We start from the raw sequence: 17,352 nt of genomic DNA, 5'->3' as shown, positions 1-17,352 counted from the left end.
GACAGGCGCCAATATAGCAGGAATGATAGGGGTCAGACCCGCGCCATGCGCCAGCGGCTAAATCAAGTCGTCAGCATCCCGGCGCGATAGGTATTCCGGCCATCCTGTTTGGCCTTGTACAGCAGCACGTCGGCCCGCTGCAGCAGCACGGCGGGGGAAATGTCTTCGTCGCGGTAGAAAGCCAGGCCGATGCTGGCGGAAATGCGCACGGTGATGCCATCGAGTTCGAACGGCTGCTGCATGGCGGCGACGATTTTTTCCGCCAGCACGGCCGCGTCCTCGGGCCGGGTGATCTGTTCCATGATGATGGTGAATTCGTCGCCGCCCAGGCGAGCGACGATGTCGGTGACGCGCATGGTCTGCGTCAGGCGCTGGGCGAAGGCGCGCAGCAGCGCGTCGCCGGTGCCATGGCCGTGCGTGTCGTTGACGGGCTTGAAACGGTCGATATCCATGTACATGACGGCCATCAGGTGCTGATGCTGGCGGCTTGCGTGCATGGCGTCGCTGAGTTTTTGCTGGAATCCGGCGCGGTTCGACAAACCCGTCAGCGCATCGACCTGGGCCAGTTTCAGCAGGCGCTGTTTTTCGCGCTTTTGCACGGTGATATCCTGGCGCATCACGTGAAAGCCCACCACCTGCAGCTTGTCTTCGCCGATCTGCGGGATGTAGATCACTTCCAGGCAGCGCTCGATGCCTTCCTTGTCGTCTTCTTCCTCGAAGCTCAGGGTTTCGCCCGCCAGCACTCTTTCGATGTACGGCGCCACCGTGCGGTAGCGCGCCTCGCCCACCGTGTCGCGCACGCTCTTGCCCAGCGCTTGCCGGCCCGTCAGGCCGAATTCGCGTTCATAGGCGATGTTCAGGAAGCGGTAGACCTGGTCGGCGTCGATGTAGGCGATCATGGCCGGCAGGGTGTCGGCGATGGTGCGCAGGCGCGCTTCGCTTTCCAGCAGCGCCACTTCCGATTCGCGCAGGATGGTGATGTCGTCCAGGCTGCCCACGTAGCCTTCGATCCGGCCGTCGATGAGGATGGGGGCAATTTTGACGGAGACCCAGACCAGCCTGCCGTCGCGGTGCAGGCAGCGCAGGGTGGACTGGAATGGCGCATGGCTGCGCGTGAGCTGTTCCAGCGCCACGTGCATCAGCGGATAGTCGTCCGGGTGCAGGGCGCTGGTCCAGCCGGCGCCCAGGGCGGCCGCGCGCGGCAAGCCCGTGATCGATTCGAAGGTGCGGTTGACGTAGGTGCAGCGGCGCTGGCGGTCCAGGCGCACCAGGCCGAGCGGGGAAGCGTCGTTGACGGCGGCCAGTTCGGCCTGTTTCTGGCGCAGTTCCAGTTCCTGCTGGCGGCGCTGCGAGATATCCTCGGCGATGCACAGGATATGTTCGATCTGCTGGCGCTCGTCGAACACGGGCACGGAGACGGCGCGCAGGTAGCGCAGGCTGCCATCGAACAGGCGCAACGGCTTTTCCGTATGGTCGATGACGCCCCGCTCGGCCAGGATGGCGCGGTCGTCCTCGGCGTCGTGCAGGCCGAAGTCGGGCGGGAAGGCCTGGCAATCGGTCTTGCCGATGACGTCGGCGGCCAGGTGGCCGGTGATGTCCTCGGCCGCCTTGTTCCACACTTCCATCTGGCCGAAATTTTCCGGGCGCGCGCTTTTTACGTAGACCAGCACGGGCAAATGGTCGATCAGCGACTGCAGGAAGCTGCGGTTGTCCTGCAGCGCCAGTTCGTCGTGTTTGCGCGCGCTGATGTCGCGCGAGGTGACGGCCACGCCGTCGGCGATCGGCACGACCTGGTGGCGCAGCCAGCGCGTGCCGCCCGAGGCCAGCGGCAGTTCGAATTCATCTTCCAGCGGCTGGCCCGTTTCCATCACCAGCACGAAGCGCTTGAAGAAACGCTCGCCGCGCAGCAGCGGCATCTGCTGCAGCACGCGCTGGCCCAGCAGTTCGGAGCGCGGCTTGCCCAGCATGTCGGCGGCGCGCTCGTTGATGTCGGCAAAGGTGAAGTCTTCCACCGGCTTGCCCGGCGCGGCACGCCAGGCTTTCAGCAGCAGCACGGCATCGAGGCTGCCCTGGTGCGCCGCGCGCAGCAAGGCTTGCGTTTCCGTGGCCTGGCGGATGCTGCGGCGCAGGCGCGCGCTCTGGCGCATCAGCAGGGTTGTAAAGCCGGCAATGAGCACGCTGGCGGCGAGCAGCGCGCCGACATATATCAGGCGGCGGTGTTCGAAGCGCGTCAGGGCGACGGCGCGGCTCACGCCCACCACGGCCAGCAACGGGTAGCGCGGCAGCTCGTGGTAGCTGTAGATGCGGGATGTCGCGTCGACGGGCGGCTCGATCAGCAGTTCTTCGGCGGCGTGCTGCGGCGGTCCCGGCATGCGGAAGTCGATGCGGTCGCTGAGGATCAGTTGTTCGCCGATGCGCCCCGCCGTCAAGCCGCTGTCGCGCGCCACCAGCATCAGCGCGCCCTGTTCATCGAGGTTCAGGCGGTCGTAGTCGTCGACAAAATACGTGGGGTCGACGAGGATGACGATGGCGCCGGCAAAGCGGCCTTGCGCATCGTTCAGGCGGCGCGCCAGGCGGATGGTCCAGTGCTTGCCGCCCGCGTCGAGCATGGGCGTGTCGACCAGGACCGTGTCGGACGCATTCGCGGCCAGCGCCCTGAAAAATGCCTGGCCGGCCAGGTTTTCCGGCAAATAGGCGTTGGCGCTGTCGAGCACATTGCCGTGCGCATCGACGAGGGCGATCGGCAATGCCAGCTTCGACGGCAGCACGCTGTCGAGCAAGCCCTGGCGGCGCGTGAATTCATTCAGGCGCAGGCCGCCGTCCGTTTCCTCGTATTTGAGCTTGAACAATTGCGTGGCGTGATCCGTCTGGCGCAGGGTGAAACTGGTATGGTCGGCCAGGGTGCGCGCCAGCGACTGGCTGACGGCCACGGCGTCGCGCACGGCGCTGGCCCGTTCCTGGCCCACCTGATAAAAGACGGCCGCCCACAGCGCCAGCAGCAGGATGAGCGCGAACAGGGGCACCAGGCTGAGACGGTACAGGCGGCGGGCAAGGCGTTGCAGGGGTCTTGTTATCGCTATCACGGGCGCTTGCAGGCTATATTCATGGAAAAGGGGAGGGGCGGCGTGGCGCGCATGATAGCCGAAATCGGCCGCCTTGCGCGTCAGCGTGTTGCCGCCGCTGCCATCGTCTGTTCGCGGTCTGTCGCTGGCCTTATTTTGCTTTAAATCAAGTAGCCGTGGTGCCGCGCACGCTAAAAAAAGCACGCCGGCGGCGACACGGGCTGGCGCCGTGGCAGAAAAAGTACAATTGCGCCCCCATCCTCATTAAAATGGATGCTTCTTCCTCCCATATCGAAAGTTGTCATGCAGAGTAAAAAGCCCGACGCGGCAAGACTGGACAAGATCGTGGCTGAAGCGCGCCGCGCCGCCGACCAGCGCGAGAGCGGCTACCGCGAGCGTTCGCTGAAGATGTACCCGTGGGTCTGCGGCCGCTGCATGCGCGAATTTACGCGCGCCAACGTGCAGCAGCTGACGGTGCACCACCGCGACCACAACCACGACAACAATCCGCCCGATGGCAGCAACTGGGAACTGTTGTGCCTGTATTGCCACGACAATGAGCACTCGCGCTACCTGGAAGCGGACCGTGGCGCCGGCCTGCTGTCGGCCGAGGTGGCGCCCGCCACGCACAATCCGTTCGCCGCGCTCGCTGGCCTGATCAAGAAAAAGGACTGAGCGGCCCGTCCGCTTCCCACCCCATGCGCATCTTGCTGACCGAAGACGACCCGCAACTGGGCCGCGCCACGCAGATCGGCCTGGAACAGGCCGGCCATGCCGTCGACTGGGTCACGAGCGCCGAACACGCGCACACGGCCGTGCGCCTGCACGACTATGGCTGCATTTTGCTCGACCTGGGCTTGCCGGGACAGGATGGCATGCAGGCGCTGGGCGTGCTGCGCGACAATGGCTACAGCGGCGCCGTGCTGGTCGTCACGGCGCGCGACCAGGTGGGCGAGCGCATCGCCGGGCTCGACGCGGGCGCCGACGACTTCATCGTGAAACCGTTCGACCTCGACGAGCTGGCCGCGCGCATCCGCAGCGCCTGCCGGCGCGCCGCGGGCCGCCTGCGCGAGCACCTCGTGCATGGCGACCTGGTGCTCGATATCGCGGACCGGCAGGTGACGCAAGGGGGATTGCCCGTGATGCTCACGATGAAGGAGTTTCGCATCCTGCAATTGTTGCTGGAACACGGCGGCCGGGTGCTGAGCCGGGAACAGCTGGAGAAAAACCTGTACAGCTGGGGCGATGAAGTGGAAAGCAATGCCGTGCAAGTGCATATCCACCACCTGCGCAAGAAGCTGGGGCGGGACTTGATACGCACCGTGCATGCGATCGGCTATTGCATTGATAAAGCGCAAGCGGCCTGATGAAAAAACGGGCTACCCTGAGGCAGCCCGTTGGCATCGATGATGCGGATGGATTAGCGCATCAGAAATCGACGGTGGCCGACAGCCACAGACGGCGGCCGTCCAGGCTGTTGACATAGCGGTTGGCGTAGGTCAACGTTGGCGCGCGGTAAGGCTGGTAGTCGACGAAGTCCTTGTTGAGCAGGTTGTACACGGCCGCGTTCAGGGTGACGCGCTTGTTCAGCTGGTAGCTGCTGCCCAGGTGCAACATGGTGTAGCCCTTGTAGTCGCCCAGCGCGGCCTTGGCGGCGCGCGTGGAAGCGGAGGTGCCCGGATCGCGGAAGCGCTCGCTGCGGTACTCTGCGCGCAGCCAGCCGTTCCATTCGCGCGAGATATCCCAGCTCAGGCGCGCGTTGACGGCGTGCTTGGGCGTGTCGCTCAGGGGCTTGCCCGCGTTGCTGCCACTCTTCTGTTCGCTTTCCGTGTACGTGTAGTTGGCGCTGGCCGACAAGGTCTTGCCCAGCGGGAAGCGCGTATTCAGCTCGACGCCGCGCGTGACGGCCTCATCCACGTTGACCGACTGGCCAAACGCATCGACGTTGGGCCAGTTGCCGAAGCTGACGCAGCCGGGACGGTTTGGCGACGGACGGTAATCGCAGTTGACGAGGCCCGTGCCCGTCGTGATCTTGTCCTTGAATTGATTGTTGAACAGGGAGCCGCTGGCGGTCCAGCCGGCCAGGTTGTCGAAATACGCGCCGATTTCCGTCGTCGTGCTCGTTTCCGGCTTCAGGTTCGGGCTGCCGACGAGGGGGATCGTGCCCTGGCCGCCGAAACCGTTGATGCCTGGCGACAATTGTTCCACGCGCGGCGTCTTGTAACCCTTGCTGACGCCGCCCTTGACGGTCCAGCTTGGCGTCGCGTTCCACACGGCATACGCGCGGGGGCTGGTCTGGCCGCCGAAGATGCTGTGATCGTCATAACGGGCGCCGAAGGTCAGCGCGATATTCTCCAGCACCTGCCATTCGTCTTCCACGAACAGGGCTTTTTGCGTGAATTCGAATTTCTTTGGCGCCACGCCATCCGTCATTTCCGCTTTCCACCATTGCGCGCCGACGGTGGCCATGTGTTTGCCCAACGGCATGACCAATTTGGTGTCGAACACCTGGCTTTCCACTTCCAGGGTGCGCGCGCTGCCGGCGACGGCGCCTGGCGTGCCTGGCGGAATCGTGCGGCCCAGGGTTTCCGTCTTGTTCACCATGTAGCTGCTGTCCAGGGTGCCGAAGCCGAAGCGGCCCGTATGCGACAGGGTCCACTGGTCGCGGTTGTATTTCTGCTCGGGACCGTAGCCGCCCTGCAAGCCCAAGGTACCCAGTTGTTTCTTCGAATTGTCGTAGGTCTGGCGGCCCGCATCCGCGTCGAGGATGACGGTATGGAAACGGTTGGGCGTGAACGCCAGGCGCGCGCCAAAGTTTTCGATGTCCGCGCGCACGGGGTTGGCGCCCATGTTCGGCACATTTTCCGCACCGGCCGCGTCGTTGTAGCGGATGTGGGCTGCATCGCGGCGTTGCTTGCTGCCGCGCAGGGACAGGCCCAGCAGGTCGGTGGCGATGGGGCCGCTCAGGTAGAAGCGGCCGCTTTTCACGTCGCCGAAATCGGACTCTTCCTGCAAGGTGTAGTCGGCCGAGATGGAACCCATCCACTGCTTGCCCACCTTGCGCGTGATGATGTTGATCACGCCGCCCATGGCGTCCGAGCCGTACAGGGTCGACATGGGGCCGCGGATGATCTCGATGCGCTCGATGGCAGCCAGCGGCGGCATGAAGCTCGTCTGCGTGCCGCCGAAGCCGTTCGGCGTGACATTGCCGGCCGCGTTCTGGCGGCGTCCGTCGATCAGCACCAGGGTGTAGTCGCTGGGCATGCCGCGGATGCTGATGTTCATGCCGCCCGTCTTGTCGCCCGCCGCGCCCACGTCGATGCCTTCCACGCTTTCCAGCGCCTGCGTCAGGTTGCCGAAGCGTTCCTTCGACAGTTCTTCACGCGTCAGCACGGTGATCGAGGCGGGCGCCTGCTTGATATCCTGCTCGAAACCGGAGGCGGAAACCACCACTTCGGGCATGCTGGCAGGCGTGCCCGTCTGGGCGTGGGCCGGCAGGCAGGACAGGGCGGCCAAGGCCAGGGCCAGAGTGGTGGGACGCGGCAGGTGCGCGCGGCGGGGGCTGTTGGACATGCAAACTCCTGAGGGTGAATGAATTATTGGTCTGTATTGTTTAGGTAATGGGAATCATGAAAGCAATAAGAATCATTTACAATTGCAGGCATGGCTTCCCAAAAAATATTTCGCTCCGGATCTTGCGCAGAAGTTCTTAAGAGATTCTTAACGGCTGGCGGCGGCGTGAAAAGCTGGTCGCTGCGGCGCACCCTGCTGGCCGTGCTGCTGGGCCTGACCCTGGCCCTGTGGGTGGGCAGCGCCGCCATCGTGTACGTGGAAGCGCGCCGCGAAAGCCAGGAATTGTTCGACCAGTCGCTGATCGAGACGGGGCATTTGCTGCTGTCGCTGGTGGAAAAGGATGCGCGCGAGCATGGCTTGACGGGGCCCATCGACCTGCCGCTGCGCGGCCATCCGAATCCCCACCAGTATTTGCTGTTCAAGGTGCGCGACGCGCAGCAGCGCGTCCTGTACCGCAACGACGCGGCGTCCGACATCGCCCTGTCGCGCAGCGCGCCGGACGGCCTGTCGTGGACCAGCATCGGCGGCCAGCGCTGGCGTCTGTTTTCGCTGTGGGACCCGCAGCGCAGCCTGCAGCTGCTGGTGGCCGAACCGACCAGCCACCGCGACGACATCAGCCGCGGTTTCTTTTACCGCATCGCGCTGTTCGGCCTGCTGCTCGTGGCGCTGGCCACCATCGCCATCTGGTGGAGCATCCACCGCGTGTTTCGCGTGCTGCAGGCGTCCGCCGACGAAGTGTCGGCACGCACGCCCGATGAACTGACGGACGTGCATGTGCACGGCGCGCCTTCGGAGCTGCATCCGCTGCTGCTGGAAATCAACCGCCTGTTCGGCAGGGTGCGGCACAGCCGCGACAACGAACAGCGCTTCACGGCCGATGCGGCGCACGAGCTGCGCACGCCGCTGGCCGCCATCAAGACCAATCTGCAAGTGCTGCAGCGGGCCCGCTGCGCGGACGAACGCGAGGAATTCATCGCTGCCCTGGGCGCCAGCGTGGAGCGCGCCACGCGCCTCGTCAACCAGTTGCTGGCGCTGGCGCAGCTCGATCCGCAGTCGCAGGCAGAGACGGCGCTGGCGCCGGGCGACCTGGCGCAGCTGCTGGCAGCGCAGGGGGCGCAGTGGCAGGCGCTGGCCGCTCCGTACCCGTTGTCGCTGGCGGTCAACGTGGCGCCGGCGCCTTGCGCGCTGCATGCGGACAGCCTGCAGGTATTGCTGCGTAACCTGGTCGACAATGCGCTGCGCTATACCCCGGCGCCGGGCGCCATCGAGATCAGCTGCGGCGTGGAGGCGGGGCGCAGCTACCTGCGCGTGGCCGATACGGGGCCGGGCATCGCCGAGCAATGGCACGCGCGCGTGTTCGAACGCTTCGTGCGCCTGGGGGGCAGCCAGGTTCCCGGCAGCGGGCTGGGCCTGTCCATCGTGCGCCGCATCGCCGAGCGGCATGGCGCGCAGATCATCCTCGGCGCCGGACTGCAGGGCCGGGGGCTGGCGGTGACGGTCGTGTTTCCCGCAACGTAGCGGGCGCGATCCGATAGCGATAAAACGCACAAGGTGTGTGCAGAATGCGGTATCTTTCTGTTATGCACAGCCCACACCAGCCCATTCTTTTCGATCCCCCCGCTTTATCGCTGGCCGCCGCGCGCGCGCTGCACCTGGCCGCGCAGGGCTTGCTGCAGGCGCGGCGCAAGAAAGCCGTGAAGGCGGACGTGCTGGCCGCCGTGCGGCAGATGGGCGTGCTGCAGATCGACACCATCCACGTGGTGGCGCGCAGCCCCTACCTGGTGCTGTGGAGCCGCCTGGGCGACTATCCGCAGCCGTGGCTGGAGCAGCTGCTGGCCGAGGGCGCGCTGTTCGAGTACTGGGCGCACGAGGCTTGCTTCGTGCCCATCGAAGACTATGGCCTGTACCGCCACCGCATGCTGGATCCGGCCGCCATGGGCTGGAAATATTCCGTCAAATGGATGGCCGAGCAGGGAGAGGCCGTCGCTTCGGTGCTGGAACATATCCGCGCCAACGGCGCCGCGCGTTCGGCCGACTTCGAGCGCACGGATGGCCAGGCGGGCGGCTGGTGGAGCTGGAAGCCGGAAAAGCGCTCGCTCGAAGTCCTGTTTACGTCGGGCGTGCTGATGATCGCCAAACGCCACAATTTCCAGCGCTATTACGACCTGGCCGAACGCGTGCTGCCGGGCTGGCACGACGGCTTGCTGCCGTCCGAGGAGCAGGTGCGCCGCCGGCTGCTGCTGGCCAGCGTGAAGGCGCTGGGGCTGGCGCGGGCCAGCTGGATCAGCGACTACTTCCGCACCAGGCAATCGCGTGTCAGCCTGGCGCGCGATCTGCAGGCGCTGGTGGACGAGGGCGCGCTGCTGCGCTGCACGGTCGATGGCTGGAGTGATGCCGTGTACGTGCATGCCGAGCATGGGGACTTGTTGCGCGACGCGGCGGCCGGCAAGCTGGCGCCCACCCTGACGACGATCCTGTCGCCGTTCGATCCCGTCGTCTGGGACCGGCGCCGCGCCCTGGAATTGTTCGGCTTTGACTACCGGCTCGAATGCTACACGCCGGCCGAAAAGCGCCGCTATGGCTATTTCACCTTGCCGATCTTGCGCCGCGGCGCGCTGGTGGGGCGCCTGGACGCCAAGGCGCACCGCGCGCAGGGGCGCTTCGAGATCAAGTCGCTGGCGCTGGAAGACGGCGTGCGCCTCAGTACCCGCCTGGTGCAGGACGTGGCCGGCGCCGTGCAGCGCCTGGCGCTCTGGCATGCCTGCCCGGATATTGATATTGCGCAGACGCAGCCGGCAGCCTTCGGCGCGCTGCTGGCCCAGGCCCTGCACGACGGCGGCGCTGCCGCAAGGCGGGCCGCATGATGCTGCCGCCGGCTCCTCCCCAGCTGCTCGACGCCGATGGCGTCCCCTGCTTTGGCCGCTACACGGGCCAATTGAACGCCTTCGACTGGGCCGCGCTGGCGCCGCCTCACGCGCGCGGCGCCCTCTGGCGCCTGTTCCACCACAAGCGCTGGCATTACGTGGCCCTGTCCACACCCACGCTGTTCTGCGGCGTGGCCATCGTCGACCTGGGCTGGACCAGCACGGCCTTCGCCTATGCCTTCGACCGCCACAAGGGCAAGATCGTGGCCAGTTTTTCGCAGGATGGCGTGCCGGGCTTGAGCGCCACGGTGGCGCCGCATGCGGGCGCCAGCAGCCGTTTCCGCTTCCTCTCGCAAGTGATCTCCATCGAGGCCCAGCCCCAGCAGCGCTATCGATTGCTGCTCGATTGCGGCCATTTCGGCATCGACGCGGAATTCGGCCCGCCCGTGGCGCCCACCTTGCTGGCCGTGGGACCCGTGGGCGAGGGCGGCAGCGTGCATGCGACGCAAAAGTCGGGCGGCTTGCCCTTGTGGGGCAGCGTGCGCTGCGGCGCCATGGGCTACAGCTTGGACGACGGCGTGGCCAGCTTCGATTATTCGAATGGCTTGCTGGCGCGCGAAACGGAATGGCGCTGGGCCTCGGCGCACAGCCTGGACCTGGGTTTCAACCTGCAGGCCGGCTATTTCGGCGCGCATGAAAACGCGCTGTGGCTCGATGGCCAGCTGTATCCGCTGGGCCGCGCGCATTTCGACTTCAATCCCGACAACCCGCTGGCGCCGTGGCATGTGTGGACGGACGACGATTTGCTGGACCTGCACTTCAAGCCGGAAGGCGCGCGCCGCGAGGATAAGAATCTGTGGATCGCCGCCAGCCGCTACATCCAGCCCATCGGCACCTTCAGCGGCTGGGTGCGTACCAGCGCGGACTCTCCCAAGCGCATCGTGGCGCAGCTGGCCGGGGTGACGGAAAGCCACCGCTCGCGCTGGTAGGGGTGCGCGGATTTTTCGTGAAATGCAGCGCAAGGTCAAATTTTTTTGGCAACGCATCCCTTACACTGGCGCGTAGTCGCTCCGGCAATCCCGCTCCGGCAATCCATGAGGCCAGAACATGAGTATCCGTAATCTCGACAAGCTGTTCAAGCCGGCCTCGGTGGCCCTGATCGGCGCCACGGCGCGCGAACGCAAGCTGGGCGCCATCGCCCTGTACAACCTGCTCGGTGGCGGCTACCAGGGAGACATTTGGCCCGTCAACCCCAAGTACGACGAGCTGATGGGCCTGAAATGCTACCGCAAGCTGGCGCACTTGCCCAAGGCGCCGGACCTGGCCATCATCTGCACGCCGCCCGCCACCATCACGGCCCTGATCCGCGAACTGGGTGCGTTGGGCACGCGCGCGGTCATCGTCATGACGTCCGGCCTCGACCCCGTGCGCGAGCAGTCGCTGCGCCTGGCCATGCTGAAGGCGGCCAAACCGCATCTGCTGCGCATCCTCGGCCCCAACAGCATGGGCTTGCTGGTGCCGAAACTGGGCTTGAACGCCAGCTTCGCCCATGTAGGCGCGACGAGCGGCAAGATCGCCTTCGTGTCGCAGTCGGGCGCGCTGGTGTCGGGCGTGCTCGACTGGGCCAACGCGCATGGCGTGGGCTTTTCCAAGTTCATTTCGCTGGGCGCCAGCTACGATATCGATTTCGGCGACTTGCTCGACTACCTGGCCGGCGACGTCGACACGGCCGCCATCCTGCTGTACATGGAAGACATCCAGGCGGCGCGCAAATTCATGTCGGCGGCGCGGGCGGCCGCGCGCAGCAAGCCCGTCATCGTCCTGAAGGCGGGGCGCGAGGCGGAAGGCGCGGCCATGGCGGCCTGGCACACGGGCGCGCTGGCCGGTTCCGACGCCGTGTACGACGCGGCCATCCGCCGCGCCGGCATGCTGCGCGTGTATTCGGCCGAGGAATTGTTCGACGCCGTGGAAACCCTCACGCATATCCGTTCGCAGCGCGGCGAGCGCCTGGCGATCCTGTGCAACGGCGGCGGCCTGGGCGTGATGGCCACCGACGCCCTGGTGGGCAGCGGCGGCAAGCTGGCCGAGCTGTCGCCGGACACCGTCATCGCGCTGGAAAAGGCGCTGCCACGGGGCTGGTCGCACGACAACCCCGTGGGCTTGCCCGGCGACGCGGCCGTGCAGCGCTATGCCGACGCCATCAAGCCGCTGCTCGACGAGCCGCAGGCGGACGCCTTGTTGCTGCTGCACGCACCCACGGCCATGGTGTCGTCGATCGACATCGCCGAAGCCGTCACGCCGCTGATCAAGGCCACCTCGCGCACGGTGCTGTCGTGCCTGCTGGGCGGCACCACCGTGGCGCCTGCGCGCCAGGTCTTCAACCGGGCCGGCATTCCCACCTACGACACGCCGGAAAAGGCCGTGCATGGCTTCATGCAGATCGTGCAGTACCGGCGCAACCAGGAAACCCTGATGCAGGTGCCGGCGCAGCTGCCCATGTCGGCCACGCCGCGCCGCGCGCGCGTGCGCGAAATCGTCGCCGCCGCGCTGGCGGCCGGCCAGACGGTGCTGGGCGAATGCCGCTCGAAAGAGATTTTGGCCGCCTACGGCATTCCCGTCGCCACCACGCGCATGGCGGCCGACGTGGAAGAGGCGCTGGCCGTGGCGGCCGACATCGGCTATCCCGTCGCGCTGAAAATCCACTCGCCCGACATCGCGCACAAGTCCGACGTGGGCGGCGTGGCGCTCGACCTGGACACGCCCGACATCCTGCGCACGGCCGCCGCCGCCATGCTCAAGCGCGTGCGCCGCATGCGTCCCGACGCGCTGATCGACGGTTTTACCGTGCAGCAGATGGCGCGCCGGCCGCAATCGCATGAATTGATCGTCGGCGTGACGACGGACGCCGCCTTCGGCCCCGTCATCCTCGTGGGGCAGGGCGGCATCGCCGTGGAAGTGACGGCCGATCACGCCATCGGCTTGCCGCCGCTGAACATGGTGCTGGCGCGCGACATGCTGGCGCGCACGCGCGTGTCGAAGCTGCTGGCCGGCTACCGCAACCAGCCGCCGGCCGACATCGACGCCATCTGCTACACCCTGATCCAGGTGGCCGAACTGGTGGCCGACATCGGCGAGCTGGCCGAACTCGACATCAACCCCCTGGTGGCCGATGCGGATGGCGTGATCGCCCTCGACGCGCGCATCCGCCTGCAGCCGGGCCAGAAACGCGACCGCCTGGCCATCCGCCCGTATCCGCAGGAGCTGGAAGAGCAGGTGACGTGGATGGACCAATCCATCCTGCTGCGCCCCATCCGCCCCGAGGACGCGCCGCAGCACATGGACCTGTTCCACGCGCTGGACCCGGACGACGTGCGCCTGCGCTTCTTCACGTCCATGCGCGAGCTGCCCGTGTCGCAGCTGGCGCGCCTGACGCAGATCGATTATGACCGCGCCATGGCCTTCATCGCCACGCACACGGGCCCGGACGGCAAGCCGGAAACCCTGGGCGTGGTGCGCGCCGTGGCCGATCCGGACAATATCCACGCCGATTTCGCCATCGCCGTGCGCTCGGCCCTGAAAGGCAAGGGACTGGGACACATCCTGTTCGAGAAGCTGGTCGACTATTTCCGCAGCCGGGGCACGGAAGCGCTGGTGGGCGAGGCGATGGCGCGCAACAAGGGCATGCAGCGGCTGGTGAAAAGCTTTGGCGGCGAAGTCACGCCGTCGGAAGAGCCGGGCGTCGTCAACCTGCATATCGGCCTGCGCGCGCCGTAAAAGAAAGCGCGGCTGGCCAGCCGCGGGTTTGTGCAGGATCAAACTGGCCCCTGTCGGTAGTCTTTACACTTTCACTTCCAGGATGACATATCCAGCGCGTTTTCGGGAGTGAGTGCATGCTTACTGCAACATATATATTGGTTTCCCTGTCGGTGGAACAGGCCAGCATCCGCATGAGCTTGTTAGCTTTTCAGAAATACATGCAGGTGCAACTGCGCCAGCAAAGCAGGCTCAGTTTGGCGCAACTGCAGTACACGGGCGACTGGCTGAACCGGCTGTACCAGGGGAGCTATTGGCGCAAGGTGGAGATGTACCTGATTCCCGCCATCCGCCAGGCCGCGCCCCATGTGGACGGCTTGCTGGACGAGTTGAACGGCTTGAACCACGCGGCGCTGGAAAGCATCAATGTCGTGCAGCAGCGCGCGGGTGCCGCCATCGACCATTCCGAATTACAAGCCGAGCAGCTGTGCGCCGCCATCGACGCCTTTTGCGCGGCCTTGCTGCAGCGCCTGGAAAAGGAAGAGCGCGAGCTGTTCGCGCTGGCGCGCAAGGTCATCGTCGGCGAAGCGTGGTTTGCCATCGCCTACCAGTTCCTCGCCCACGATGCGCGCGCGCAGGAAGCGCGCCGTGGCAAGGCGCAAGTGCTGCCCTTTGTTTTGCCAGCGCCTTTGCCGGCGCCCTTGCCGGCAAGCAGCGGCAGCGCTGAAACGCTGGCGGATGGCGCCGCATCCGCGCCGCCCGCGCCGGCACAGCCGCTGCGTGCGCAGGCTTGAACGGGTAGCGAGCGCACACCCCGCCAGGCGGTGTCTGCCGGAGGCGTTTTCGCGAGGGCAGCCGACGCGCCGTCATAGGGCAAAAATCCAGGGAAAAGATTCGGGAAAGATTCGCTTTATTCATTTGATAACTTGTTCAGTCCTGTCCGATGCAATACCCCGGGCTTTGTTATGATGGTGGTTTTGATCCACGCGAAACCCGTCATGTTCGAATTTCTCTTCAAGCGTTCTGCCAGCAAGACTGCCGTACCCGACCCTGTCGTGGCAGAACAGGCCGCCGCCTCGGCGCAGAGCGCATCGCGCCGCGCCGAACAGGTGGCGCGTGCCCATGCCGTGGCTGGCGACGAGGCTGCCGCCTTTGAATTCATCGTGTCCAGCGAATTTGCCGATGCCCGTCTGATCGCGGCCGAACACGTCCACGCCTTGCCCCTGCTGGAAAAAGTCCACCACGCCATGCGCAACACGGACCGCCGCGTGGCCAAGCTGATGCAGGGCCGCATCGACCTGATCCGTCATCAGGCTGCCGAGACGCAACGCGCCCAGGCCAGCATCGACACGGCCCAGCGCCTGTTGAACGATGAAAAGCTCAGCCCCAACCAGGTAGCCGAGCTGGACCGCCAATGGCAAGTCATCAAGGCCACGCCTGAACTGGCGACCGCCTTTGCTGCCGCGCGCGCCGCGCTGGCCGCCCGCCTGGAAGCGCAAGTGGTGTTGCAGCGCGCCGTGATCGACGCCGTCGCCGCTGCGCGCGCGCTGGCCAGCAATGGCCAGTCCGCCGGCGAGCTGGCGCAGGCGCTGGCCCGCCTGGATGCGGAACATGCGCAGCATGCGCAATCGCCCGAGCGCGCTTCCTTGCCGAAACACCTGGAAAACGATTTCAGCCAGGCGCGCGAGCAGGCGCAATCCGCCTTGCAAGCCCTGCAGCAACACCAGGCCGTGTTCGACGCGCGCCAGGCCGCGCTGGCCGAATGGCAGGCGCAGGACGCCGCCACGCTCGACGTGGATACCCTGAAGCGCGCATGGCAAGCCCTGCCGCGCCTGCCCGAGTCGCCCTTGTCCGACAGCTTGCAGCAGCAATTTGCGGCCGTGCTGGCCAGCGCGCCGGCGCCCGTGCAGGCGGCAACGCCAGAGGCCGCACCAGCCCATGCGGACCCGGCGCCGCGCAAGCCGCGCGTGGAACACGCACCCGTGTCGAAAGAAGCGACGGAACAGTTCTTCAAGGTGCTCGACGCCATGGAGGCGGCCCTGCAGGATGGCTTGCTGCACGTGGCTTCCGAGCATGACAAGACCTTGCGCGATAGCAAGCACGGCCGTTTGACGCCTGCGCAAGCGGACCGCCTGGCCCATGTGCGGGGAGAATTCAAGCGCCTGGCCGACTGGGCGCGCTGGGGCGGCAACGTGTCGCGCGAGGAATTGGTCAAGGCGGGCGAGGAATTGCCGGCACAGGAACTTCCAATGGCCGAGCTGGCCAAGAAAGTGGGCAGCCTGCGCGAGCGCTGGAAGTCGCTCGATACCTTGTCCGGCCCGGCGCCGAAATCCCTGTGGGAACGTTTCGACGCCGCCTGCAGCCTCGCGTATGCGCCGGCGGCCCAGCATTTCAAGCAATTGGCCGAAGAGCGCCACGGCAACGCGGCCAAGGCCCAGGAACTGATCGCGGAAACGGCGGCCCTGGCGGCCGAAGAAAGCACCGACTGGAAACATGTCGCCTCCGCCTCGCAGCGCCTGCGCCAGGCCTGGACGCGCCTGGGCACCATCGACCGCAAGGAAAAGAAACGCCTGGATACGGAATTCGGTGCCGCGCTGGACGCCCTGTCGAAGCCGCTGGACACGCAGCGCCAGATCGAGACGGCGCGGCGCGAACAATTGATCGTCGAAGTGGGTCTGCTCAAGCCATCGGAGCGCAACACGGTCGACATGCTGAAAGCCTTGCAGGATAAATGGCAGGAACTGGCGAAAGCCCTGCCGCTGGAACGCCGCGCGGAACAGGCGCTGTGGCAGCGTTTCCGCGCCGCCTGCGACGATATCTTTGCCAAGCGCAAGGAAACGGCCCACGCGGCCGACCACGAGCGCCGCGAACACCTGCATGCGCGCGAAGCGCTGTGCGCCACGCTGGAAACGGCCGTCGTGCCCGAGGGCGACGACAAGTCCCGCACGGCCTTCATCCATCACTTGCTGCGCGACACGCGCGCCGCCTGGAACGCCACGGGCCCCGTGCCGCGCGCCAGCGAAGCGAAGATCGAGCAGCGCTACCACGCGGCCGTCGCCGGCGTGCAAGCGCAAGCGGACGCCATCGCCGAGCGCGCCGGTGCGGCCCAGGCCAACGCCTTGCGCGACAAGCTGCGCCTGGTGCAATCGCTGGAAGCGTCGCTGGCCGAGGGCGGCGCCGATGCCGACGCGCCAGCGTGGAGCGAACGCTGGAGCGCCTTGCCGCCGCTCGACACGCAATACGAACGCAGCCTGCAGCAGCGCTTTGCCGCCGCCCAGGCCGCGCTGGGCGAGGGCGCTGACGCCTACGTGCAGCAATTGCAGGCCAACGAGGCCCGCTTGCTCGAGGAAGTCTTGCGCCTGGAAATCGTCGCCGGCGTCGACAGCGGCGCCGAATTCGCCCGCGACCGCCTGAAAATGCAGGTGGAAGTGCTGCAATCGTCGCTGAAATCGGGCCAGAAGCCGCTCACGCAAGTGTCGCAGCTGATGCAGCTGTGCGCGATTCCCGCCGCCACCGATGCGCGCACGGCCAGCCGCATCGAAACCCTGCTGCGCCGTATCGGAGGGCATGCCAAATGAGTACCAGCGTCCGCGTCCAGCAAGCTGATTTTGACTTGAGTCAAGAAATCGCACAATTGCGTGCAGGCAACCCCAAGGTGGGCGCCGTCGTCGGCTTCGTCGGCACGGTGCGCGACATGAACGAGGGGCTGGACGTGGCCGCCATGGAGCTCGAGCATTATCCGGGCATGACGGAAAAGTCCATTGTAGCCATCGTCGAGCAGGCGCGCGCGCGCTGGCCCCTGTCGGGCGCGCTGGTGATCCACCGCGTGGGGCCGCTGTTGCCGCAGGAGCAGATCGTGCTGGTGGCGGTCTCGTCCGCCCACCGGGGCGAGGCGTTCGCCGCTTGCGAGTTCATCATCGACTACCTGAAGACGGAAGCGCCGTTCTGGAAGAAGGAAGATACGCCGGAAGGGGCGCGCTGGGTCGATGCGCGCGACAGCGACGAGACGGCGCTGGACAAATGGGCGACAAAAGCAAGCACCATTTGAATCGTATCTGCCGCGCACGCTAGCATTTGCCCAAATGCAGCGGTTTTCTGCT

At 66.2% G+C, this 17,352-nt stretch carries 11 protein-coding genes; 9 read left to right on the top strand and 2 right to left on the bottom strand.

All coding sequences use genetic code 11. From position 1 onward, the window contains the following. Positions 1–62: 62 nt before the first annotated feature. Complete coding sequence (locus tag O3300_RS14715) at positions 63–3,083, bottom strand: PAS domain-containing protein (protein WP_305053371.1); 3,021 nt, start codon at positions 3,081–3,083, stop codon at positions 63–65. Between the two features lie 282 nt (positions 3,084–3,365). Between O3300_RS14715 and O3300_RS14710 the strand changes: the two genes are divergently transcribed. Together O3300_RS14710 and O3300_RS14705 are read left to right on the top strand one after the other, a co-directional pair. Next, complete coding sequence (locus O3300_RS14710) at positions 3,366–3,737, top strand: YajD family HNH nuclease (RefSeq protein ID WP_034755042.1); 372 nt, start codon at positions 3,366–3,368, stop codon at positions 3,735–3,737. A gap of 23 nt (positions 3,738–3,760) precedes the next feature. Beyond that, on the top strand, positions 3,761–4,429 hold the full coding sequence (locus O3300_RS14705) for a response regulator (RefSeq protein ID WP_099664720.1): 669 nt from the start codon (positions 3,761–3,763) through the stop codon (positions 4,427–4,429). A gap of 61 nt (positions 4,430–4,490) precedes the next feature. Here O3300_RS14705 and O3300_RS14700 read toward each other — a convergent pair whose 3' ends face one another. Then, complete coding sequence (locus O3300_RS14700; RefSeq protein WP_305053370.1) at positions 4,491–6,635, bottom strand: TonB-dependent receptor domain-containing protein; 2,145 nt, start codon at positions 6,633–6,635, stop codon at positions 4,491–4,493. 165 nt (positions 6,636–6,800) lie between these two features. Here O3300_RS14700 and O3300_RS14695 point away from each other — a divergent pair, with 165 nt between their 5' ends. The 7 genes from O3300_RS14695 (at position 6,801) to moaE (ending at position 17,300) form a co-directional block, all read left to right on the top strand. Continuing rightward, entirely contained in the window at positions 6,801–8,153 is a 1,353-nt protein-coding gene (locus tag O3300_RS14695; protein ID WP_305053369.1) for an ATP-binding protein, read from the top strand. Between the two features lie 62 nt (positions 8,154–8,215). Continuing rightward, the gene (locus O3300_RS14690) at positions 8,216–9,499 is read left to right on the top strand and encodes a winged helix-turn-helix domain-containing protein (protein WP_305053368.1); all 1,284 of its coding nucleotides are present in this window, start codon (positions 8,216–8,218) and stop codon (positions 9,497–9,499) included. Then, positions 9,496–10,488 carry a DUF2804 domain-containing protein gene (locus O3300_RS14685; RefSeq protein ID WP_305053367.1) on the top strand — a complete coding sequence of 331 codons (993 nt, stop codon included), beginning with the start codon at positions 9,496–9,498 and terminating at the stop codon, positions 10,486–10,488. The genes O3300_RS14690 and O3300_RS14685 overlap by 4 nt, the downstream gene beginning before the upstream one ends. Positions 10,489–10,606: 118 nt before the next feature. After that, entirely contained in the window at positions 10,607–13,273 is a 2,667-nt protein-coding gene (locus tag O3300_RS14680; RefSeq protein ID WP_305053366.1) for a bifunctional acetate--CoA ligase family protein/GNAT family N-acetyltransferase, read from the top strand. 116 nt (positions 13,274–13,389) lie between these two features. Beyond that, a complete protein-coding gene (locus O3300_RS14675; RefSeq protein ID WP_251351804.1) occupies positions 13,390–14,046 on the top strand; it encodes a hypothetical protein in 657 nt (218 codons plus the stop codon). 171 nt (positions 14,047–14,217) lie between these two features. Beyond that, entirely contained in the window at positions 14,218–16,830 is a 2,613-nt protein-coding gene (locus O3300_RS14670; RefSeq protein WP_305053365.1) for a DUF349 domain-containing protein, read from the top strand. Then, positions 16,827–17,300, top strand: coding sequence for a molybdopterin synthase catalytic subunit MoaE (gene moaE / locus O3300_RS14665; RefSeq protein ID WP_251351802.1), 474 nt, complete (start codon positions 16,827–16,829; stop codon positions 17,298–17,300). Before O3300_RS14670 ends, moaE begins: the two co-directional genes overlap by 4 nt. Positions 17,301–17,352 lie beyond the last annotated feature (52 nt).

The sequence above is a fragment of the Janthinobacterium sp. SUN206 genome, assembly GCF_030587305.1.
Taxonomy (GTDB): domain Bacteria; phylum Pseudomonadota; class Gammaproteobacteria; order Burkholderiales; family Burkholderiaceae_D; genus Janthinobacterium; species Janthinobacterium kumbetense.
Note: the sequence above shows the minus strand (reverse complement) of the source record. Positions and strands in the feature narration are given on the sequence as shown.

Bases quoted from the DNA above. Each gene is read 5' to 3' on its own strand.
- O3300_RS14710 (WP_034755042.1), top strand. From the start codon at position 3,366: ATGCAGAGTAAAAAGCCCGACGCGGCAAGACTGGACAAGATCGTGGCT.
- O3300_RS14705 (WP_099664720.1), top strand. From the start codon at position 3,761: ATGCGCATCTTGCTGACCGAAGACGACCCGCAACTGGGCCGCGCCACG.
- O3300_RS14700 (WP_305053370.1), bottom strand. From the start codon at position 6,635: ATGTCCAACAGCCCCCGCCGCGCGCACCTGCCGCGTCCCACCACTCTG.
- O3300_RS14690 (WP_305053368.1), top strand. From the start codon at position 8,216: ATGCACAGCCCACACCAGCCCATTCTTTTCGATCCCCCCGCTTTATCG.
- O3300_RS14685 (WP_305053367.1), top strand. From the start codon at position 9,496: ATGATGCTGCCGCCGGCTCCTCCCCAGCTGCTCGACGCCGATGGCGTC.
- O3300_RS14680 (WP_305053366.1), top strand. From the start codon at position 10,607: ATGAGTATCCGTAATCTCGACAAGCTGTTCAAGCCGGCCTCGGTGGCC.
- O3300_RS14675 (WP_251351804.1), top strand. From the start codon at position 13,390: ATGCTTACTGCAACATATATATTGGTTTCCCTGTCGGTGGAACAGGCC.
- O3300_RS14670 (WP_305053365.1), top strand. From the start codon at position 14,218: ATGATGGTGGTTTTGATCCACGCGAAACCCGTCATGTTCGAATTTCTC.
- moaE (WP_251351802.1), top strand. From the start codon at position 16,827: ATGAGTACCAGCGTCCGCGTCCAGCAAGCTGATTTTGACTTGAGTCAA.